The organism is Streptomyces sp. NPDC002076, assembly GCF_053593835.1.
In genome coordinates this window covers 1-20,649 of sequence record NZ_JBSFDI010000040.1, presented here as the reverse complement: position 1 = coordinate 20,649, position 20,649 = coordinate 1, and the positions used below count along the sequence as shown (strand labels likewise).

Below are 20,649 nucleotides of genomic sequence, written 5' to 3'. Positions count from 1 at the left end.
GAATCCACTTCCTTGATGAGCTTCGGTTGGGACTAGAGCCAACTGCCGACGCTGTCGTCCCAGGTGTCGCCCACCCAGTCGGCTGCATCACCGACCGAATCGACCATCTTGTGGGGATCGACGGTGACGTCGCAAGAGAGCTTGCCGCCCACACCGAGACCGACTCCTAGCTCGCCACCAATGGTGAACTTGCCGTCCTTCATGCCCAGGTCGGCATCGGCGGAGGCACCAACCCCCGCCCAGGCCTCGCCGCTCGCACCGGCACCGACACCGCCGACATCGGCGGAGAGCGACCCTGTGGCCTTGGCTCCGGCGAACGCCTCAGCGCCGGCGTGCAGGCCGTCCTTGCCGACGCCGACGGTCGCTGAGGCATCGGCTCCCGCGTACGCCTTCGCCTCGCCCTGGACCGCGGCCATTCCGTACTCCGCATTGCCACTCGAGGACACCTGGGCCAGATAGGCACTAGCCGAAACGCCAGCCTGCAGCCGACCGTTGGTGACGCTCGCGCCTGCGCTCCCGTCCACCCCGAGAGCGGCAAAGCCCATTGAACCCTTGATCTTGCCGTCACCCAGGAATGAGGTTTCCCAATCGTCCCCTGTAGACCATGCGTTGGCCCCACCCGACCACTCGGCAAGCTTGATGTTCGTGTTGGTCTTCTTGCCGGGCGTGGCCCTTTCTTCCCCGTCCTCCCCTGTATCCGCAGGCTTGTCCCGGACAAACCAGTTGCCGTTCTCGTCCTTGCCCCAGACTTTCTCGGTGCGGTGCTCACCGTCACCCTTGGGCGCCCAGTGCTCCGTCTCCCAATTCCACCGGTTCTGACTGGTCCTGCCGACAGAATGATCCTGGAGCCACTTCCAGTCGTCGACCTGTTGTCTGGCTTCCTTGAGCCAGGCAGGACTATGGGCGGTACCTCCCGCCAGGTCATCCAGCTTCTTCGTCAGCGCCTCAACCTCAGGCTTGAGCTGCTTCTGCGCCGCCTTCAGCGTCGTCTCCGCCGCGGCGTGATCCCCGGAACTCCACTGCTTGATCGCCGCGGAGGCCTGCCCCTGAGCCCATCCCAGGGTCGAGGAGTACGAGGAGATCTGCTTGGCCGCGCCCGACATCGCGTCGGCCGCGAGGTACCAGTTGGTCTTCTCCTTGCCCAAGGTGGGCCAGAACGCGTCGCTGGCCTGACCGGTCCAGCCCGGGATTTTCAGGTCGCGCAGGCTGTCACCGATCTTCTCGAACTTCTTGGACCAGCCGTTGAGCGTGGTGGCGAGATCATGCAGCTTTCCAGGGTCGCCCGGAATAAGGTCCTTTGGGTCGCTCGTGGACCCCAGCTCGCTTGCCATGGCTGCGAATTCCCCACCCTTACCTCAAATCCGACTTGACCGATTTCACAGCGTCACGGATCGCCTCGTCCGTCTCCGCGTAGTTGCTGTTGGCCTTGTTAAGACCGCCCGCCAGGGTTGCCGCGGAATCCGCGAGAAACTGTGCTCCCAACTGCCAAGTGCCGCAGAAAGTGACCAGCGCGGCAGTCGCCGAATCGTCCCCGAAAGACGACCCTTGCTCGGCAGGATCCTTCAGATCCACCTTCTGGACCGGTGTAAGGCATTCCAGAATGGCCGATGCGCCTTTCTTGAGGACCCCTGGCCCCACACCAAGTTCAGCCGACACGAGGCCCCGTCCCCTTTTCCTTCAACTCAGCCTGCTCATTGGCGCCTTGACGGCCGCCGCCCGTTCACGCTAGCAGCAACATCATCATGCGATGGTGGGAGATTCGGCGCAGTTACCGTCCCCGACCAACGCCGAATTCACCCTCTTGAGTGAAACCATGGATCTCGTTGACCAGTCGGGTGGGTTTCGGGGCAGCGAGGATTGACTGGGAAGAAAGTGAAGGAAACCTGAAGCATCGGTTGGTGACCGCAAATACCCTGATGCGACTTCGGTATGACCACAGGGCCTCGCCAAGTATGCTCTCCAGGCCTTCTTTTCATCACCAGTCAACGCGGGGTGTCACAATGTCCCAAGCCCGGATGAGCACAGCTGTTTCGATTCTCTCGGCCGTGGCCGCCGGCACGCTTCTCGCCGGCTGCTCGGCTTCCGTGAGCGTCGGGAAGTCCGAGCCGAAGGTGTCCGCCGGCAAGCTGGCCACCACGGTTTCCGAGCGGCTCGCCGAGCAGTCGGGCCGGCCCAAGCCGCACATCACCTGCCCCGAGGACCTCACCGGAAAGGTAGGGAGCAGCACCCGCTGCAAGCTGACCGCGGATGACGGCAGCACGCTGGGCGTGACCATCACCGTCACCTCCGTCAAGGGAACCCAGGTCAACTTCGGCATCGAGGCCGACGACAAAGCCTCCCCGGCCCCGAACTGACCGCGGCGTCCTTCGTAGGGTTGACCCCATGGGCCTCTTCGACAAGCTCACCGGCACCCAGCACCCCCCGGAGGGGGTTACACCCCTCCCGGGCGAGGAGCTGCGGGCGGCGCTCCTCGGACTCAGTCAGCCCGATGTGCCGTACGTCATCCGCTACGGCGGCGGTGAGGGGTGTGACCTGCTGGCGGAGTGGCGGTTGACGGAGCCCGCCTGGCAGCACGTCTTCGTCCAGTCCCAGACGAGTCATGCGGTGCGGATCCGGATGCGGCTCGACCACAAGGGGCACGAGGTGCGTGCTCTCGAGGAGCAGTGGGAGGTCAAGCGCGTCGGGCACCCGACGAGGCTCGAGGTGACGTCCGCATACACGCGCGGGCCCAGCCGGACCGTCAGCCGCTCGGGGACCATCAGGCGGGGAGAGAACGGTCGGCTGGAAGTGACCGAGACCTTCCGCTTCGACAGCTCCCAGCTCCGCGCCCCTCTCCGCGACACCGTCCTCAAGTCCGGCTGGACCTGGCGAGGAGTGGTCTTCGGCAAGCTGTGACGTCAGCCGGTCCGTCTTCGCCCGCACCCCATGGCCGGCAGCACGGCGGACCGGAACAGGCCAGGGCGTTCAGCGCCCCGTCTGCAGCCTGCCGCGCCTGCGCCGCGCGTCCCGTACCGCCACCGCCGTACCGCTCAGGCCCGCCACCAGGACCAGGGCGCCCACGATCACGTAGGTGGCCATGCGGCTGTCGCGCTGCTCCGCCGTCTCGCCGAAGTGCAGGGGCGTGACGTCCGGGGCCTCCGCCTTGGACACGCCGCCCTCGGGTTGCGGGGACTGGACGGGGTGCTCCGGATCCACGTCCGACAGGGCCTTCACCGGGTCCACCACGCCCCAGCCCACGAGCCGGTCGTGCCCCGGGATCGAGCGTTCCGCGGTCTGTTCGATCTGGGCGACAACCTCCTGGGCCGTCCAGTTGGGGTACTTCGCCTTCAACAGGGCTGCCACGCCCGCCACATAGGGGGCCGAGAAACTCGTGCCGTTGTCCGAGCAGTGGCCGCCGCCCGGGACGGTGGAGATCATGTCGACACCGGGAGCGGCGACTCCCACGAAATAGCCCGACTGTGAAAAGGGCGCCCGTTCGTTGTTGCGGTCCGACGCCGCCACCGCCAGGACGCCCGGGTACGACGCCGGGTACGTCACCTTGACGTTGCCGCCGAGACCGTCGTTGCCGGCCGAGGCCACCACCACGACCTTCTGCCGCAGGGCGTAGTCGATGGCGTCCTTCAGCTTCGAGTCCTGCGGGTCGAGCGCGTTGGCCGTGTCCTGGGAGATGTTGATGACGCCGGCGCCGGCCTGCACCGCGTAGGTCACCGCATGGGCCAGTGTGTCCGCCGTGCCGTCGCCTTCGGCGTCGTTCTGCTTGATCGGGATGATCGTCGCGTCCGGGGCCAGGCCGACGAAGCCCGTTCCCTTCAGCGGGCGGGCCGCGATGATGCCCGCCACGCGGGTGCCGTGGCCGACCGTGTCCGTGGTGCCGGAGCTGTTGCCGCGGTCGATCTTCTCGCCCTTGGAGTTCGTGGGCGGCAGCAGGTTCTTGCCCTTGGCGGCGTCCACGGCCTTGGTGAGCTGCCGGTTCTTGACGTCCACCCCGGTGTCGATCACGGCCACCCGGACGCCCTTGCCGGTCGACAGCGCCCACAGCTCGTCCAGGTTGACGCGCTGCAGCGCCCACGGCCGGCCCGTGTAGGGCTTCGACGGGAACGTGCACTGGCCGTCGTCCGCCAGGGCCGGGGCGGCGGGAAGGGCGAGCACCGTGGTCGTGGCGGTGAGGGCCAGCGCGGCGGCCAGGGCCGCCGTTCTGGCCGCGGTGCCCGAGGTCCTGGTCACCGGCGTCCTTGCCTTCAGCATGATTCCGTTCTCCTCCACCCCGCCGCTAGGAGCCCTGCGGCTGCCGCGCCGCCGCCTCCGACAGGCGCGGGCCCGTCGGCAGGAACGTCGACCACTCCATGGGGACGGGGGTGGGAGACACCTTCTCGTAGCCGAGATGGGTCTGGGCGATCCTCGCCTCCTGCAGTTCCTCCTTGCGCTGCTTGGCGGAGGTGCCGATGCCCTCGTTGTTGCTGTCGCTGTCGCTGTTGGACTGCAGGGCGTAGCGCAGTCCGGTGTCGGTCACCAGGAAGACGCCGCCGACCGAGGTCTCCGTGCCCTGGAACTGGCGGTAGAGCTGGCCGGAGCCCGGGGTGACGTAGCCGCTGGAGGAGCCGGTGGGCAGCTGGGCGGGGAAGTCATCGCCCGCCCAGGTCGACAGGGTGGTGCTGCCCTGGGCGCCGACCGAGCGCAGGACGTTGCAGACCGTGTTGCGGCCGCTGGTGGCGCTGGAGCCGTCGTTCACCGTCCTCGGCTTGTACGCCGGCCAGTTCTTGTCGCCCTCGAACGTGCTGCTGTCGGCGATCGCCCCCGGGGCGACCTGCTGCGCCTCACCGGCCTGGCCGACGTCGACGAGCTGTCCGCTGTTGAGCAGGAGCGTGGCGGTGAACTCGGAGATGCGGGCCACCTTGCCCTGCAGCACGACGTAGTACCGGAGCATATGGCCGTCGTACGCCTTGATGACCTCGCCGACCTTGTCGTACTGCGCCGGCAACCCGGCACCGGCCTTCGCGCCGGGAGTGCCCTGGATGCGGGGGATCGAGACCGGGCTGCCCTTGTGCAGGGTGGCGAGCCACTCCTGGGAGACGCGCTGCGGGGCGCGGCCCTGGGTGTCGAGGGCCTTGAGCAGTTCCTTGTCGTCCGGTTTCCCGATCGGGTACGCCGTGCCCTGTGCGTCGACGACGTACTGGGTCTTGCCGTCCGGGGCGACGACGTACATCAGGTCGCCGCCGGTGAGCCGGTCGGGTCCCTCCGTCTTGGGCCATTCCTTCTTCGCGAGGACGAAGGCCGACTTCTGGATGGCCCGGCCGCCGGCGCCGGGCCGTTCGCAGACCGCCCAGCGCTTGGCGGCCGAGGCCTCGCCCGCGGAGGGAAGGCGGTCGGGGGCGTAGGGGATGCCGATGGTGACGCCGTGCGGGGGCTTGCCGCTGTCCAGGACCTTCTCGTCGACGGTGATGACGCTGTCGTTCTCGGGGCTCAGCAGCAGCTTGGCGGAGGCCATGTTGAGGACCGGGTGCAACTGCACCTGCCTGCCCGTCTTCAGGACGACGTACCGCGTCGTCGACTCGCTGGCGACGATGACGTGTTTCCCCGGGTCGTCCCAGCCCTTGGGCGCCGTCGGACTGAACATGCCGATCCCGCCGAACACCGCGAGGACCACGGCGCCGACGACGAGACCGGGCACCAGTGCGCCCAGCGGCTTGGGGGCGCCCTCCTCCGAGCCGGAGGGCGAAGGCTGAAGGAATGCTGCGAGCGTGCGGCGCTTCGCGAAGGTGTAGGCGTTGAGTTCGTCCCGCCGTGATGCCATCTGTGTCCGCTCTCTCCCCGTTGCGGAGCCGTGGGGGACCTGTGAAGATCCGTCCCCCGCCCTCGGTTGCCTCTGGTGCCTCGACTGTCAGACCCGCCCCCTACTATGCCTGTTGCGTGGGTGTGGTTGTGGCACGGGTAGGGTGCTCACGGCTTGAAGGGACCGGAGCTCAAAGGGTTTCCGGGTGAGTTCGGGGGTTTTGGAGTGATGGCTTCCGCAACGCGGACCCGGTCGCGATCGCAATCGGGATCACGACCTGGTCGCACACGCCGGTCGGGTGCCCGCGGTTCGTCCGCCTCTCAGCCCACCACCCAGCAGGCACCGACCGTTTACCAGGGTTCCTTCGCGCCGCATCTGGAGTCCCGCTCGGGCCGTGGCGGTTCGCTCGTGCTGCAGCGGCTGGTGCTGCTGGAGATCGCGGGCGCGCTCGTGCTGTGCGGGTGGCTCGTCGGGACGGTCGCGCTGATCGCCGTCGCCCCGGTGGCCGTGCTGTTCGTGGTGCTCGCGGTCGTACGCCGCCGGGGACGCTCCCTGCCGGAATGGCTCAGCACCCTCCTGGCGCTGCGGGCCCGCAATCGGCGGGCGGCGGGGACACCGGTGCCGGCGGGCACCGACGCCGGACTCGCGCCGGCCGTGGAGTGCGACCCGACCCTGCGCACCTACAGCTACAGCCGCGGCGACGACCGCGACCAGCGGCCGATCGGCATGGTCGGCGACGGCGGCTTCCTGACCGCGGTCCTCCAGGTGGAGTCGGACGCCGGCGCGCTGCGTGCGGAGCGCGGCCGCAGACCGCTGCCGGTGGGCCTGGTACGGGACGCCCTCGAAGTCGACGGAATCCGGCTGGAGTCGGCGCAGATCGTCGTGCACACCCAGCCCGCGCCCGCACTGCACCTGCCCCAGCAGTCGGTGGTCGTCAGCAACTACGCCCCGCTGCAGGCCCAGACCGGCTCCCCCGCGGTCCGCATCACCTGGATCGCGCTGAAGCTGGATCCCGAGCTGTGCCCGGAGGCGGTGGCCGCGCGCGGCGGCGGGCTGCAGGGCGCCCAGAAGTGCCTGACCCGCTCGGCCGAGCATCTGTCGAGCCGGCTGACCGGTGCCGGCTTCCGGGCGAGCGTGCTCACCGAGGAGGAGCTGACGGCCGCCATCGCGACGTCCGCGTGCGCCAACCCCATGGTGACGGCGCAGGCCGGGCGCGGCGAGGCGCCGCAGCGCCGCACCGAGGAGTCCAGCCGCAGCTGGCGCTGCGACAACCGCCGGCACACCACCTACTGGGTGCGCCGCTGGCCCCAACTGGGCGGATCCGGCGGCTCGCTGGCGCAGTTGGTCGCGCAGCTGACGGAGGTGCCCGCCCTGGCGACGACCTTCAGCCTGACCCTGGCCAAGGGCGCGCAGCAGGATGTGGCTCTCACCGGCCATGTCCGCATCACCGGCCGCAACAACCAGGAACTGACCGACGCCCGGCGCAGTCTGGAGCAGGCGGCTCGGCAGACGCGGACCGGACTCGCCCGCCTGGACCGTGAACAACTCCCCGGCGTTCTGGCCACTCTGCCGCTCGGAGGTGCCCGCTGATGGCCCTGTCCACCTCTCCCACGCCGTCGCGCACGGCCTCGCCGACGCCCGGCCTCGGCGAACGGCTGCGCACCGGCTTCGGCCTCCTCGGCCCACGCCACCCGCGGCACGTGCTGCCCGTGGAGCAGGCCGACGCGCTGTCGTTGCCCATCGGCGACGACGGCGTGGTGGTCGGCGTCAACGCCGAGGGCCAGCCCGCCGTGCTCGGCGTGAACCGCCCCACGCCGTACGACATCGTGCTCATCGGCGGCCTGTGGACCGCGCAGGTCATGGCGCTGCGGGCGGCGGCGACGGGGGCGCGCGTGGCCGTCGAGACGGGGCGCGCGCAGGCCTGGATGCCCATGGTGCACGCGATGGGCGGCGGGCAGAACGGCCTCGCGGTGTACGACGTCGGCCGGGTGCCCCCGCAGGGCGCCTCGGCCGGCACGCCCGTGCTGGTGGTGCGGGACTGCGGCATGCGGCCGCCGCGCGGACGCGTGGTGTCGGCTCCCTGGCAGTCGGTGCTGACGCTGCTGCCGTATCTGAGCCCGGTCGCGCCGCGGTTGATGCGTCAGGCGCGCCTGGTGGGCGTGCAGCGGGTGTCGCCGGACGAAGCGGTGGAGATCGGGCGGGTGATGGGGCTCCCGCGCCCCGAACTCGACACGCTGCCCACACTTCCGGACGGGGTGACCCTCTGGTGCACCGAGCGGGACCGGCAGTACGTGGTGACCCGGGCGACCGACGCCGAGACGGGACTGCTGGGCGTGGCGCGCCGGATGGACTGACACGTCCAACTTGCCTGGTTTTTCACGAGCGCTGTTGTCACGGTTTGGTGTACGTCCGCATGCGCCGTGGCCGTCTCGGGCCCGGTGTGACGCGTCGGACGGGCAGGAAGGGGCAGCCGGACCTGCCAGTTGCGTCGCTTTGGTGATTAGGCTGGGGTCGGGCGGTGCGCGCGCTGCGACGCAGGGGTCCGTCGACCCAAGGGGGAAGCCCGGCGAATCGTACGACAGGAACGGTCGCCCCCAAGCACGGCATGAGGGTGTTCGACCACACCAGGAGGAACTGTGAACAGCGATCGGGACGGGATCCGCGGGGGCTGGGACACACCCGACGACGATCAGACCGACGCGGAGTCCGCCATCGAGATGACGGGCGAGTTCACCATCGACTATGCGCCGCCCGCCTGGTACACGCAGAACGCGCAGGGTTCGTCCGGTGCGCCCGCGACGGCTCCGGTCCCCCCGCCGCCCCCGCAGGGCGCTCCGTTCACGCCGCCCCAGGGGACTTCGTACGCGCCGCCACCGCCCCCGCAGGCCCAGGGCGCTCCCTACGCCGCGCCCATACCGCCCGCGCCGCCGGCGCCGCCCGTCGGAACTCCTGTCCCGATGCCGCGGTTGCCGGAGGGTTACGAGGCGCAGCAGCCGCAGGCCGCGCAGCCGGCTCAGCAGGCTCAGCCTGAGCCGCCGGTGCCCGCGGTCGAGCCGGAGACGAGCAACGGGGACCTGGAGAGCGGGGCCACCATGCGGTTCTCCGCCGTGGCCCTGAAGCGCGAGATGGCCGAGATCGCCGAGCGTGCGGCCGCGATGCGGGACGGCGCGGGCGACGAGGGCGCGACGGAGGGTACGGACACGGGCTGCGCCGGTGCCGAGAGCGACGCGGTCGAAGCATCCGCGCCGGAGGGCTCGGCCGAGGACGCCGAGGGTGCCGAGGAGCGGTCGGGTACGGAGCCCGCGGAGGTGGTCTCCGCGGAGGCCGGGTCCGGGGCGGACGCGGCTGTCTCCGATGCCGACACCGATGAGGACGAGGGCGAAGGCGAGAGCAAGGCCGAGGTCGAGGACACGACCGAGGGCGACGCCGGTGCCGAGGCCGGAGCCGGGGACACCGACGGTGCCCGGCACGCATCCGTCGACGATGCCGACGCCAAGTCCGACGACGCCGAGGCCGACGCCTCCGCGTCCGTGGACGCCGCCGTGCCGCAGGACGCCGCGCCCCAGCCCGGCGTACCGGAGAGCGGCGCCCAGCCGGACGGCTCGCCGCAGACCGGCGCGCCCCAGGCCGCCATACCGCCCGCTCCCGCCCAGGACGCCCAGCCCGGCTGGACGCCGCCGCCCGCGCCGCAGAGCGGGGTGCCCCCACTGCCGCCGTCCTACCAACCCGCGGCGCCCGCTCCGGCCGCCCAGTGGCCCGCGCAGCAGCAGCCCGGCCCGATGCCCGGCCAGCAGCCGCCGTTCCAGCCGCAGGCTCCGCAGCCCGCGCCCGCCGCCTGGCACCAGCCCAACCAGGGGAACGAGGCGAACCAGCCCGGCGTGCCCGCCGCACCACAGCCCGGTCAGCCGAACCCGACGGGCCCCGCCGCGGCGGGTGGTTACGGCTTCCCGCAGCCCCCCGCGCCGCAGCCGAGCCCCAACCACCCCAACGCGGCAGGCGGTTACGGCTTCCCCCAACCCAGCGCCCCCACCCCCCAGCCCCAGCCGGGTGGTTACGGCTTCCCGCAACCGCCCGCGCCGCAGCCGAACCCCAACGACCCCAACACGGCAGGCGGTTACGGCTTCCCCCAACCCAGCACCCCCGCCCCCCAGCCCCAGCCCCAGCCCGGCGGTTACGGCTTCCCGCAGCCGCCGCAGAACCCGCAGGGTCCGGACGGCGCGCCGGCGGCCGGGGCCCCGCAGACACCCGCACCGCATGCCCCGCAGGCACCCGCACCGCAGCCCCCGCAGGCGCCGGTCGATCCGCGGTCCGGTGCCGCGTGGCCGCAGCCCGTCCAGCACGACCAGCGCCAGCCGACCAACCCCGGTGCCGCGCCGCTCGGTTACACGGCCGCCGTGGAGCTGTCCTCGGACCGGCTGCTGAACAACAAGAGGCAGAAGGCGAAGAGCGGACGGCCCGCGGCGGCGGGCGGCCGGTTCAAGCTCGGCGGCAAGAAGGAGGAGGCCGAGCGGCAGCGCAAGCTGGAGCTGATCCGCACGCCGGTGCTGTCCTGCTACCGGATCGCGGTCATCAGCCTCAAGGGCGGCGTCGGCAAGACGACCACGACCACCGCGCTGGGCTCCACTCTCGCCACCGAGCGGCAGGACAAGATCCTCGCGATCGACGCGAACCCGGACGCCGGTACGCTCGGGCGGCGCGTGCGCCGGGAGACGGGTGCGACGATCCGTGACCTCGTGCAGGCGATCCCGTACCTCAACTCCTACATGGACATCCGGCGGTTCACCTCGCAGGCGTCCTCCGGTCTGGAGATCATCGCCAACGACGTGGACCCGGCCGTCTCGACCACGTTCAACGACGAGGACTACCGGCGCGCGATCGACGTCCTCGGCCGGCAGTACCCGATCATCCTGACCGACTCGGGCACGGGTCTGCTGTACAGCGCCATGCGCGGGGTGCTCGACCTCGCCGACCAGCTGATCATCATCTCCACGCCGTCCGTGGACGGCGCGAGCAGCGCCAGTACGACGCTGGACTGGCTTGGCGCGCACGGCTACGCCGACCTGGTCTCCCGCTCGCTCACGGTGATCTCCGGTGTCCGGGAGACCGGCAAGATGATCAAGGTCGAGGACATCGTGGCGCACTTCGAGACGCGCACGCGCGCGGTCGTGGTCGTGCCCTTCGACGAGCATCTGGCCGCCGGTGCCGAGGTCGACCTCGACATGATGCGGCCGAAGACGCGCGAGGCGTACTTCAACCTCGCCGCGCTGGTGGCCGAGGACTTCGTACGGCACCAGCAGGCGCACGGCCTGTGGACCAGCGACGGCAACCCGCCGCCGGTGGCCGCCCCGCCGATGCCGGGCCAGCCGATGCCGGGCCAGCCCTATCCGCCCCAGCAGGGCCAGCCGTACCCGCAGGCACCGGGCCAGCAGCCGTACCCCCAGGCCGCCCCCGGCCAGCAGCCCTACCCGCAGGCCGCGCCGGGTCAGCCGCCGTACCCGCAGGCCGCGCCGGGTCAGCAGCCGTACCCGCCGCAGCAGCCCGGCCAGCCGTACGGCTACCCGCAGCCGCCGCAGCCCGGCTACCCGCAGCAGCAGCCGCCGCAGGGCCCGCCCCCGCAGCAGTAGCAGCGGTGAACGAGAGGGGGGGCGGGGGGGTGAGCACCGGCCCCCCGCTCGTGGGGTTTATCCCGCCCAAGGGCGAGACCAACCCCGCCACGATCTCCCGGGCCCCCGTAAAATACGCGGCGGTATTCTCCAGCAGGGCCTCCAGCGAGTCGAACTTCGCCTGGCCGCGCACGTAGGCGAGGAAGTCGACGGCGACGTGCAGGCCGTACAGGTCGAGGCCGACGCGGTCGATGGCGTACGCCTCCACCGTGCGCTCGGTGCCGTCGAACTGCGGGTTCGTGCCGACGGAGATCGCGGCCGGCATGGCCTCGCCCTCGACGTGCAGATAGCCGGCGTACACGCCGTCGGCGGGGATCGCGGTGTGCGGGAGCGTCTCGACGTTGGCCGTCGGGAAGCCCATGTCGCGGCCGCGCTGGGCACCGCGGACGACCACGCCCTCCACGCGGTGGGGGCGGCCCAGGATCTCGCGGGCGCCCTCCACGTCGCCCTCGGCGACCAGGCGGCGGGTCAGGGTCGAGGAGAACGGCAGGCCGCCGCCCGCCTCGCCGGTGACGTACAGGTCGACGACCTCGACCTCGAAGTCGTAGGTCTTGCCCTGCTCGGCGAGGAACTCGACGTTGCCGGCGGCCTTGTGGCCGAAGCGGAAGTTCGGGCCCTCCACGACCGCCTTCGCGTGCAGCTTGTCCACCAGGACCTTCACCACGAAATCCGCGGGCGAGAGCTTCGAGAACTCGGTGGTGAAGGGGAGGATGAGGACCGCGTCCACGCCCAGGTCCGCCATCAGCTCGGCGCGGCGGTGGTGCGGGGCGAGCAGCGGCGGGTGGCTGCCGGGGCGGACGACCTCGCTCGGGTGCGGGTCGAAGGTGACCACGACGGCCGGGACGCCCAGCTCGCGGGCGCGGTCGACGGCGTGCTTGATGATCAGCTGGTGGCCGCGGTGGACGCCGTCGTAGGAACCGATGGTGACGACGCTGCGCCCCCAGTCCTGGGGGATGTCCTCCAAGCCACGCCAGCGCTGCACTGTGACCGCTCCTCGAACCCGTGTCCATATCGACGCCTAAGACTTGCGCAGGTCTAAGGGTGCCATGCCGGGTGCCCCGGACCCTCATCGGTATCGGGGCTGTGACCGGGCGCACGTTCCCGGCGACGCCCTGTGGCCGCTCACGCCGGTACGCGGACGCCGGCGAGGTTCTCCAGCATGCGGCGGGTGCTGGGTCCCACGACGGCGGCCCATTCGTCCGGGGTGGCGGCGAGCCAGCCGGCCATCCGCACGGCGAAGCCGGGCACGTGCCGGCCCAGGTCGACCAGGCCGCGGTCGAATCGGGTGGCGCCCTCGGGGGTGCGGACGAGGAGCAGACCGGTGCGGTGGACGAGCCCGCGAACCTCCTCCTCCCGGCCGTCACCGTAGTCGTCACCGTGCTCGGCGGCCGCGTGCAGGACGGCGTCCAGCACGGACGGCTCCTGTTCCCGGGCGAGCAGCAACTCCAGGAGCTCGCGGCGCAGCGGACGGGAGGCGGGGGTACCGGCGGCGGCGAGGACGGTGGCGAGGGCGGCACGGAGCTGTTCGGGGGCGTCGTCGAGCAGGCCGGTGACCAGGGGCAGCAGAACGGCGCGGGCGGTGGCGCCCTCGGCGAGGCGGCGGTCGACATGGGCGGCGAGGTGGCCGGCGGCCTGGGGGTGATGCCGTACCGCCTCCTGGAGCAGGGGCGCGATGCGGCGGGCCAGGGCCGGGGTGGTGGCCTCGGCGAGGGTGCGCAGCGCCTCCCCCGCGTGCGGGCCGCGCAGCCGGGCGCGGAAGGCCTCCAGGACCGGTTCCGGGTGGCCGGCCAGGGCGGGGACCAGGGCGCTCGGCGGGAGCTGCGGGTCGCCGTCGGCAAAGTGCCGCAGGGCCGCGGCGAGGTGCCGGTCGCGGGTGTGCGGGTCGCGGACCAGCAGGGCGAGGGCGCCGCCGTGCAGGGCGCGGTCGGCGGGGCGGGCGAGCAGGGCGAGGGCGGCGTAGCGCAGCAGCTCGCGGTCGGCCTCCGCATGGGCGTGCGGCGCCGCGCGCAGGCCGTGGGCCACGGCCGCGGCCCGGCGGGCGGGGCGCTCGTCGTGCGCCCAGCGGTCGACCGCCCGGCAGATCGCCGACGGCTCGTCCTCGGCGAGGGTCGCGAGCAGTTCGTCGGCGCGCCGGTGCGCACTGGCCACCAGGTTCTCGATGAGCTCGTCCAGCGCGCCGTGCCGGTGGGTGTGCAGCAGCGCCTGCGCGGCGGTCGCGACCGTGGCGTGCGGGGTCGCGGGCAGCGGCCGTTCGTCGTCGAACCAGCGGGTCAGCTGCGGCTGTACGACGGTGGGCGCGGCCGCGAGCAGCCGGGCGACGGCGTCCAGGTAGCGCTCGCCGGTCTCCGGGGGCGCCGGGTCGGCCAGTACGAGCCGGCGCAGCAGATCGAGCCGCTCGGTGTCGTGGACCGGCAGCTCGGTCCAGAAGCCGGGGCCGAACTCGGCGGGCACGGGCCGCTGAGCGCGGCGCCAGGCGACGATCCGGTCGGCGAGCAGCCGCAGCACGTCGGTGTACGGCGTCGCGTCCGGGATCTGCAGCAGGGTGCGGGCGAGCAGCCGGGCAGCCCACCAGGAGCCGGTGTCGCGGTCCAGGGCGTCCGTCAAGTCCCGTAGCCGGGCCGCGAGTTGGCGGTCGCCGTGGTGCCGGGCGAGGAGCAGCAGGGCCTGGACGACGGGGCCGACGCGATGGTGTGGCACCGGCACGGGTGCGGTTTCCCGGTCGGTACGGGGGCGGTGGACCAGGGCGCGCAGGGCCTCGTCGAGGTCGAGATGCATGCCCTGGATCCAGTCGGCCAGCTCCTCGTGCGCGAAGCGGTAGCCCCGGCCGGCCGGGACGAGCAGACCCTCGGTCAGTACGGCGGACGCCCAGCCGGTGCCGCCGCCGAGCCGGGCCGGGGCGGGCCCCCAGGGGAACACCGCCTCGAACGACGCCCGGTCCAGCTCGCCCTGCCCCGCGCCGAGGCTCCGCCGGGCGGCCTCGTGCACCTGCCCGGCCACGCGAGCGGCGAGCCGGCGTACGGCGGTGCCGCGCAGGCCGCTCTCCGCGGCGAGCCGGACCGCGATCCGCAGGCACATCAGATCCAGGTGGGCGGCGAACACCTCGTGCCGGTCGACGGGTCCGGCGCCGGTCTGGACGTCCGGAGCGGCGGCCCGCACCTCGGACAGCAGCCGGAGGGTGAGCGGATGCCGGGCGTCGCGGTCGGAGAGGGCACCGTCGGGGACGGCATACCGGCCCCGGGCCAGCCGGGCCTCGTCCGGTGTGAGGTCGGGGAGGCGGAGGCAAGGCGGGAGGAGGGTGGAGGGAGCCGCCGGAGCCTCCGGAGCCGCCGATGCCGTCGGAGCCGCCGCGGCTGCCGGAGCAGCCGGAGCCGCCGGAGCGTGCAGCAGGTCGGCGGGGAATTCCGCCCCCGCTCGCTCCCAGTACTCCTCCCGGCAGGCCACCACCAGTCGTGCCCCGGTCCGGCGCAGCCACGCGGCCGTTCCCCTGGTCCAGTCAGGAAGGCGGTGGGCGAGCACGGGGGGCATCTCCTCGGGGCCGTCCAGCAGGAGCAGGAGCGGGCCGCCGGCCCGGGCGGCGAGGTGGGCCAGGTGTTCGGGGCTGACGTCCCCGAGGGATTCCGGCTGGACGGAGCGGGCGGCGGCGACGATCCTGGCGGCCCGTTCCAGGGTGCGGCGGGCCGCGTCGGCCACGGAGTCGTCGGCATCCTCCAGGTCGGCGCCGCGCAGCCAGAGCGTCGGGGCGGGCCGCTCGCCGGCCCGGCGGGCGGCGAGGGCCGCGAGTGCCGTCGTACGGCCGCTGCCGGGGGCGCCGACGAGCCCGAGCACGGCCCGGTCGCCGGCCGTGAAGGCGACCAACTCCCGGGCGACACCGTGGCGTTCGACCGGCTCCACGACGCCGGCGAGAAAGCCCTGCGGGCCGTCCTGGCCGACCGAGGTGGCGGTCAGCTGCAGCATGCCGGCCGGGTTGAGGTCGGGGCCGTAGACGGGCACGGTGGCCGCGTTGCGGGCGAGCAGCTCGCCGAGGGGGCCATCGGCCGGCCGGAGCGGCACCGCGAAGCCCGTGTCACGCTGCGCGCAGTGCAGGGCGGTGCCGAGGACGCCGATCACCGCGCCGGTCTCCGCGTCGAGCACCGGTCCCCCGGCCGCCCCGCCGCCCAGCCGCAGCGCGTCCCGTCCTGCGGTGCCGATCGCCAGCTCCAGCGCGTCCGGGAGGAGGTGGAAGCGGTCGGTGGCGGTGTACGTCACCTCGGTGGCGGCCAGCACCCGTGCCTCCCGCCAGCAGCCCGCGGGGATCCGTACATAGGTTCCGGCGTCGATCCGCTCCCGCACGGACAGCGGCAGTGGGTCGAGCCCCAGGCCCTCGGTGCGGACCACGGCCAGACCGCGCTCGGGCAGCGGGGTGACGGCGTCGGCGGCGACGACACAGGTGCGGTCGCCGCCGGCGATCTGCAGCACGAGCCGGGGCAGGCCGTCGACCGCCTCGTGGCTGGTGAGCAGGGTGCCCTGGTGATCGGCGAGGAAGCCGACGCCCCGGGGTCGCCCGGCGAGGTCGCGGATCTGGACGAGGGCCGGGTCAAGGCCGGGGCCGTCGTGGTGCGGGCCTGGGATGACCGAGGGGTTCGAGAGGCCTGCTGCGGGGTCCGAGAGGCCCGTGGGGCCGCCGATACCTGTGGTACCGGTGGTGTATCCGGTGGCGCCGGCGGCGCCCATGCCGTCCGTACGGTTCCGGTGCCCCCGCCGGAAGCCGTCCGCCGTCTCCCGCGTACGGTCCGCCGCTGCCCGGCGACCGCTTCCGGTGTGCGGGCCCCGTCCCGCCATGGCCGTACCTCCCCGCCCTTGCCCATGTGCCCTGTTGACGACGGTAGGCGCGCGATGATCGGCGGGACAGATCGAGTGGCGAACGCGCCCCCTTCCGCTCCCCCGGTTCACTCCGAGCGCCTGCCCGGTCGGGTGAATAGGCGGGAGCCGATGGATAACCCTAGAGGTGGGGGAACCGAGGGGGGATCGTGGAGCGGCGGCAGGGGCCCACCCCGTGGCCGGCCGCCGCTCCACGGGCAGCGCCCACGGCGGGTGTCTCGGCGGATGTGTCAGCCGAAGACGGCCACGCTCTTGGCCTTGCCCTTGTGCTGTTCGACCAGCGCGAGGAAGCGGCCCTCGGGGTCGAAGACGGCGACGGGACCGGCGCCCGCGTACTCGTCGGGCATCTCCAGCCGGACGCCGTTCAGCAGCAGCCGGGCGCGCCGGGCGTCCACCTCCCAGCGCGGGAACGCGGCCGCGGCGGCGTCCGCGATCGGCATCACGGTCAGCTCCTGCTGGAGCTGGTCCAGCGTCTTCGCCGTATCGATCTTGTACGGTCCGACGCGCGTCCGGCGCAGCGCGGTGAGGTGGCCGCCGACGCCGAGGTCGGCGCCCAGGTCACGGGCGAGGGCGCGGATGTAGGTGCCGGAGGAGCAGACGACGGAGACGACCAGGTCGAGGACCTGGGTGCCGTCGGCGGCGACGGCGTCCCGGACGTCGTACACCGTGAAGGAGGAGACGGTCACCGGACGGGCCGGGATCTCGAAGTCCTCGCCCTCGCGGGCCCGCTTGTACGACCGCACGCCGTCGATCTTGATGGCGCTGACCTTGGACGGCACCTGCATGATGTCGCCGGTCAGCTTGGCGATGCCGGCGTCGATGGCGTCCCGGGTCACCTTCGAGGCGTCGGTGGACGAGGTGACCTCACCCTCGGCGTCGTCGGTGATCGTGTTCTGGCCCAGGCGGACGGTGCCCAGGTACTCCTTCTCCGTGAGGGCGAGGTGCCCAAGGAGCTTGGTGGCGCGCTCGACACCGAGGACCAGGACGCCGGTCGCCATCGGGTCGAGGGTGCCGGCGTGGCCGACGCGGCGGGTGCGTGCGATGCCGCGCATCTTGGCGACCACGTCGTGCGAAGTGAAGCCCGACGGCTTGTCGACGATGACGAGGCCGTCGGGCGTGGTGTGCTTCTGGGTCATTCCGCGGCGTCGCCGTCCGTCTCGTCGTCCGCCGGCTTCTTGTACGGGTCCGCGCCGCCCGCGTAGCTGGCGCCCGCGGAGGCCTCGCGGACCTTCTCGTCGGACTGCCGTGCCTTGTCGAGGAGGTCCTCGATGGTCCGGGCGGTGTCCGGAAGGGCGTCCGCGACGAAGGTCAGGGTCGGCGTGAACTTCACACCGGCCGCGCGGCCCACCTCGGAGCGCAGGATGCCCTTGGCGCTCTCCAGGCCCGCGGCCGCGGCCTTCCGCTCCTCGTCGTCGCCGTAGACCGTGTAGAAGACGGTCGCCTCCCGCAGGTCACCCGTGACCCGGGTGTCCGTGATGGTGACGTGCGAGCCGAGCCGCGGGTCCTTGATCCCGCGCTGCAGTTTCTGGGCCACCACCTCCCGGATGAGGTCCGCCAGCCTTTTCGCCCGCGCGTTGTCGGCCACTGGTCCGTCTCCCGTTCTTTCTTCTGCTTGCTCTGGTGTTGGGTCTGGTCGTCAGTCGTCCTCGCCGTGGAAGCGCCGTCGCACGGACAGCAGCTCGACCTCGGGGCGGCCGGCGACCAGCCGTTCGCACCGGTCCAGTACGTCGGTGAGGTGCGCCGCGTCGCCGGAGACCATGGCGAGGCCGATGACCGCTCGCCGATGGAGGTCCACGTGGTCCACCTCGGCCGCGCTCACCGCGTACTTCCGCTGGAGCTCGGCGACGATCGGGCGGACGACGGAGCGCTTCTCCTTCAGCGAGTGGACGTCGCCGAGGAGGAGGTCGAAGGACAGAGTCCCCACGTACATGTGTAACCGGTTCACCCGCCGGTACGGGATCGATGGCCCCGGGCCCGTGTGGGCCGGGGACACCAAAAGGTTACGCGAACCCGCGCGGTCACTCGACGGGGTTTCCATGGCCCCCGCAACAGCTCCCGCAACGGCAAGCTGGCCGGCAGGACCGTGGTCCCGCCGGCCAGCTTCAGAATCCGTGGGCCGTTACGCCCGCGGCTTCTCCCGCATCTCGTACGTCGCGATGACGTCGTCGACCTTGATGTCGTTGAAGTTTCCGAGGTTGATACCACCCTCGAAGCCTTCGCGGATCTCGGTGACGTCGTCCTTGAAGCGACGCAGACCCTCGATGTTGAGGTTCTCCGCGACCACCTTGCCGTCTCGGATGAGGCGGGCCTTGGTGTTGCGGCGCACCTCGCCCGAGCGGATGAGGACACCGGCGATGTTGCCCAGCTTGGACGACTTGAAGACCTCGCGGATCTCCGCCGTACCCAGCTCGACCTCTTCGAACTCCGGCTTGAGCATGCCCTTGAGGGCCGCCTCGATCTCCTCGATCGCCTGGTAGATGACCGAGTAGTACCGGACGTCCACACCCTCGCGCTCGGCCATCTGCGCCGCGCGGCCGGCCGCGCGGACGTTGAAGCCGATCACGATGGCGTCGGAGCCCATCGCCAGGTCGATGTCGGACTCCGTGACCGCACCGACGCCGCGGTGCAGGACGCGGATGTCGACCTCTTCGCCGACGTCCAGCTGGAGCAGGGAGGACTCCAGGGCCTCGACGGAACCAGAAGCGTCACCCTTGATGATCAGGTTCAGCTGCTGGACCTCGCCGGCCTTGAGCACCTTGTCCAGGTCCTCCAGGGACACGCGGCGCGTGCGCTTGGCGAAGGCTGCGTTGCGCTCACGGGCGGCGCGCTTCTCGGCGATCTGACGGGCCGTACGGTCCTCGTCGACCACCAGGAAGTTGTCACCCGCACCCGGGACGTTGGTCAGGCCCAGGACCTGGACCGGCGTCGACGGGCCGGCCTCGGCGACGTTGTTGCCGTTGTCGTCGAGCATGGCGCGGACCCGGCCGTAGGCGTCGCCCACGACCATCGTGTCGCCGACCCGCAGCGTGCCTCGCTGGACGAGGACCGTCGCCACGGCACCACGGCCGCGGTCGAGGCGGGACTCGATCGAGATGCCCTGCGCGTCCTGGGCCGGGTTGGCCCGCAGGTCGAGCGAGGCGTCGGCCGTGAGGATCACGGCCTCCAGCAGCGAGTCGATGTGCAGACCCTGCTTGGCGGAGATGTCGACGAACATGGTGTCGCCGCCGTACTCCTCGGCCACCAGGCCGTACTCGGTCAGCTGACCGCGCACCTTGGTCGGGTCGGCACCCTCGACGTCGATCTTGTTGACCGCGACCACGATCGGCACGTCGGCCGCCTTGGCGTGGTTGAGCGCCTCGACCGTCTGCGGCATGACGCCGTCGTTGGCCGCGACGACCAGGATCGCGATGTCGGTCGACTTCGCACCACGGGCACGCATGGCGGTGAACGCCTCGTGACCCGGGGTGTCGATGAAGGTGATCTTGCGCTCTTCGTCGTTGACCTCGGTCGCGACCTGGTAGGCACCGATGTGCTGGGTGATGCCGCCGGCCTCGCCCGCGATGACGTTCGTCTTGCGGATCGCGTCCAGCAGCCGGGTCTTACCGTGGTCGACGTGACCCATGACGGTGACGACCGGCGGACGGACCACCAGGTCCTCCTCGTCGCCCTCGTCCTCGCCGAACTCGATGTCGAAGGACTCGAGCAGCTCGCGGTCCTCCTCCTCCGGGCTGACGATCTGAACCGCGTAGTTCATCTCGTCGGCGAGGAGCTGCAGCGTCTCGTCGGAGACGGACTGCGTCGCGGTGACCATCTCGCCGAGGTTCATCATGACCGCGACGAGCGACGCCGGGTTGGCGTTGATCTTCTCCGCGAAGTCGGTGAGCGACGCGCCGCGGGAGAGACGGATGGTCTCGCCGTTGCCGCGCGGCAGCATCACGCCGCCGACGCTCGGGGCCTGCATGGCCTCGTACTCCTGGCGCCTCTGCCGCTTCGACTTGCGGCCACGACGCGCGGGACCGCCGGGACGGCCGAAGGCGCCCTGCGTGCCACCGCGGCCACCGGGACCGCCGGGACGGCCGCCGAAGCCGGGACGGCCACCGCCGCCACCGCCGGGGCCGCCGCCGAAGCCGCCGCCACCGCCGCCGGGACGACCGGCGAAACCGCCGCCACCGCCCGGACGGGCGCCGCCGCCACCACCAGGACGACCGGCGAAACCGCCGCCGGGACGACCGCCGCCGCCGCCGGGACGACCGGCACCGGCCGGACCTGCTCGCTAGAAAACACATGCCGGGGGCACCCCCAAAGGGAGTGCCCCCGGCTCTTTGCTCAAACGACCGGAAGACTCATGCCAGCCGTGCC

General features: G+C 72.0%; 13 protein-coding genes and 2 pseudogenes. 5 read left to right on the top strand and 10 right to left on the bottom strand.

The window, feature by feature from the left end; genetic code table 11:
- Nucleotides 1–32: 32 nt before the first annotated feature.
- A complete protein-coding gene (locus ACWCQS_RS43805) occupies nt 33–1,331 on the bottom strand; it encodes a putative T7SS-secreted protein (protein ID WP_451009698.1) in 1,299 nt (432 codons plus the stop codon).
- 19 nt (nt 1,332–1,350) lie between these two features.
- Entirely contained in the window at nt 1,351–1,656 is a 306-nt protein-coding gene (locus ACWCQS_RS43800) for a hypothetical protein (protein WP_451009697.1), read from the bottom strand.
- Between the two features lie 359 nt (nt 1,657–2,015).
- Here ACWCQS_RS43800 and ACWCQS_RS43795 point away from each other — a divergent pair, with 359 nt between their 5' ends.
- Both ACWCQS_RS43795 and ACWCQS_RS43790 read left to right on the top strand, forming a co-directional pair.
- Nucleotides 2,016–2,354: a DUF4333 domain-containing protein gene (locus ACWCQS_RS43795; protein ID WP_451009696.1), complete on the top strand. Its 339-nt coding sequence runs from the start codon at nt 2,016–2,018 to the stop codon at nt 2,352–2,354.
- 28 nt (nt 2,355–2,382) lie between these two features.
- On the top strand, nt 2,383–2,895 hold the full coding sequence (locus ACWCQS_RS43790; protein ID WP_451009695.1) for a hypothetical protein: 513 nt from the start codon (nt 2,383–2,385) through the stop codon (nt 2,893–2,895).
- 69 nt (nt 2,896–2,964) lie between these two features.
- Here ACWCQS_RS43790 and mycP read toward each other — a convergent pair whose 3' ends face one another.
- Together mycP and eccB are read right to left on the bottom strand one after the other, a co-directional pair.
- A complete protein-coding gene (gene mycP / locus ACWCQS_RS43785) occupies nt 2,965–4,245 on the bottom strand; it encodes a type VII secretion-associated serine protease mycosin (RefSeq protein ID WP_451009694.1) in 1,281 nt (426 codons plus the stop codon).
- A gap of 25 nt (nt 4,246–4,270) precedes the next feature.
- The gene (gene eccB / locus ACWCQS_RS43780) at nt 4,271–5,791 is read right to left on the bottom strand and encodes a type VII secretion protein EccB (RefSeq protein WP_451009693.1); all 1,521 of its coding nucleotides are present in this window, start codon (nt 5,789–5,791) and stop codon (nt 4,271–4,273) included.
- A gap of 207 nt (nt 5,792–5,998) precedes the next feature.
- Here eccB and eccE point away from each other — a divergent pair, with 207 nt between their 5' ends.
- The 3 genes from eccE (at nt 5,999) to ACWCQS_RS43765 (ending at nt 11,394) form a co-directional block, all read left to right on the top strand.
- Nucleotides 5,999–7,360 carry a type VII secretion protein EccE gene (gene eccE / locus ACWCQS_RS43775; RefSeq protein WP_451009692.1) on the top strand — a complete coding sequence of 454 codons (1,362 nt, stop codon included), beginning with the start codon at nt 5,999–6,001 and terminating at the stop codon, nt 7,358–7,360.
- The gene (locus ACWCQS_RS43770; RefSeq protein WP_451009691.1) at nt 7,360–8,124 is read left to right on the top strand and encodes a hypothetical protein; all 765 of its coding nucleotides are present in this window, start codon (nt 7,360–7,362) and stop codon (nt 8,122–8,124) included. Before eccE ends, ACWCQS_RS43770 begins: the two co-directional genes overlap by 1 nt.
- A gap of 282 nt (nt 8,125–8,406) precedes the next feature.
- Nucleotides 8,407–11,394, top strand: coding sequence for an SCO5717 family growth-regulating ATPase (locus ACWCQS_RS43765; RefSeq protein ID WP_451009690.1), 2,988 nt, complete (start codon nt 8,407–8,409; stop codon nt 11,392–11,394).
- An 85-nt stretch (nt 11,395–11,479) separates the two neighbouring features.
- On the opposite strand, the pseudogene ACWCQS_RS43760 reads toward ACWCQS_RS43765, so the two are convergent.
- The 6 genes and pseudogenes from ACWCQS_RS43760 to infB form a co-directional block, all read right to left on the bottom strand.
- Nucleotides 11,480–12,415: pseudogene (locus tag ACWCQS_RS43760) on the bottom strand (bifunctional riboflavin kinase/FAD synthetase); the annotation flags it as partial.
- A 140-nt stretch (nt 12,416–12,555) separates the two neighbouring features.
- On the bottom strand, nt 12,556–16,251 hold the full coding sequence (locus tag ACWCQS_RS43755) for a trypsin-like peptidase domain-containing protein (protein WP_451009689.1): 3,696 nt from the start codon (nt 16,249–16,251) through the stop codon (nt 12,556–12,558).
- A gap of 269 nt (nt 16,252–16,520) precedes the next feature.
- Nucleotides 16,521–17,426: a tRNA pseudouridine(55) synthase TruB gene (gene truB / locus ACWCQS_RS43750; protein ID WP_451009688.1), complete on the bottom strand. Its 906-nt coding sequence runs from the start codon at nt 17,424–17,426 to the stop codon at nt 16,521–16,523.
- The gene (gene rbfA / locus ACWCQS_RS43745) at nt 17,423–17,875 is read right to left on the bottom strand and encodes a 30S ribosome-binding factor RbfA (RefSeq protein WP_388627812.1); all 453 of its coding nucleotides are present in this window, start codon (nt 17,873–17,875) and stop codon (nt 17,423–17,425) included. The genes truB and rbfA overlap by 4 nt, the downstream gene beginning before the upstream one ends.
- A gap of 51 nt (nt 17,876–17,926) precedes the next feature.
- Nucleotides 17,927–18,220, bottom strand: a complete 294-nt coding sequence (locus tag ACWCQS_RS43740; protein ID WP_365718710.1) for a DUF503 domain-containing protein — start codon at nt 18,218–18,220, stop codon at nt 17,927–17,929.
- Between the two features lie 189 nt (nt 18,221–18,409).
- Nucleotides 18,410–20,557 (bottom strand): annotated as a pseudogene (gene infB / locus ACWCQS_RS43735) (translation initiation factor IF-2); the annotation flags it as partial.
- Between the last annotated feature and the right edge of the window lie 92 nt (nt 20,558–20,649).

Bases quoted from the DNA above. Each gene is read 5' to 3' on its own strand.
- ACWCQS_RS43805 (WP_451009698.1), bottom strand. From the start codon at position 1,331: ATGGCAAGCGAGCTGGGGTCCACGAGCGACCCAAAGGACCTTATTCCG.
- ACWCQS_RS43795 (WP_451009696.1), top strand. From the start codon at position 2,016: ATGAGCACAGCTGTTTCGATTCTCTCGGCCGTGGCCGCCGGCACGCTT.
- ACWCQS_RS43790 (WP_451009695.1), top strand. From the start codon at position 2,383: ATGGGCCTCTTCGACAAGCTCACCGGCACCCAGCACCCCCCGGAGGGG.
- mycP (WP_451009694.1), bottom strand. From the start codon at position 4,245: ATGCTGAAGGCAAGGACGCCGGTGACCAGGACCTCGGGCACCGCGGCC.
- eccB (WP_451009693.1), bottom strand. From the start codon at position 5,791: ATGGCATCACGGCGGGACGAACTCAACGCCTACACCTTCGCGAAGCGC.
- eccE (WP_451009692.1), top strand. From the start codon at position 5,999: ATGGCTTCCGCAACGCGGACCCGGTCGCGATCGCAATCGGGATCACGA.
- ACWCQS_RS43770 (WP_451009691.1), top strand. From the start codon at position 7,360: ATGGCCCTGTCCACCTCTCCCACGCCGTCGCGCACGGCCTCGCCGACG.
- ACWCQS_RS43755 (WP_451009689.1), bottom strand. From the start codon at position 16,251: ATGGCGGGACGGGGCCCGCACACCGGAAGCGGTCGCCGGGCAGCGGCG.
- truB (WP_451009688.1), bottom strand. From the start codon at position 17,426: ATGACCCAGAAGCACACCACGCCCGACGGCCTCGTCATCGTCGACAAG.
- ACWCQS_RS43740 (WP_365718710.1), bottom strand. From the start codon at position 18,220: ATGTACGTGGGGACTCTGTCCTTCGACCTCCTCCTCGGCGACGTCCAC.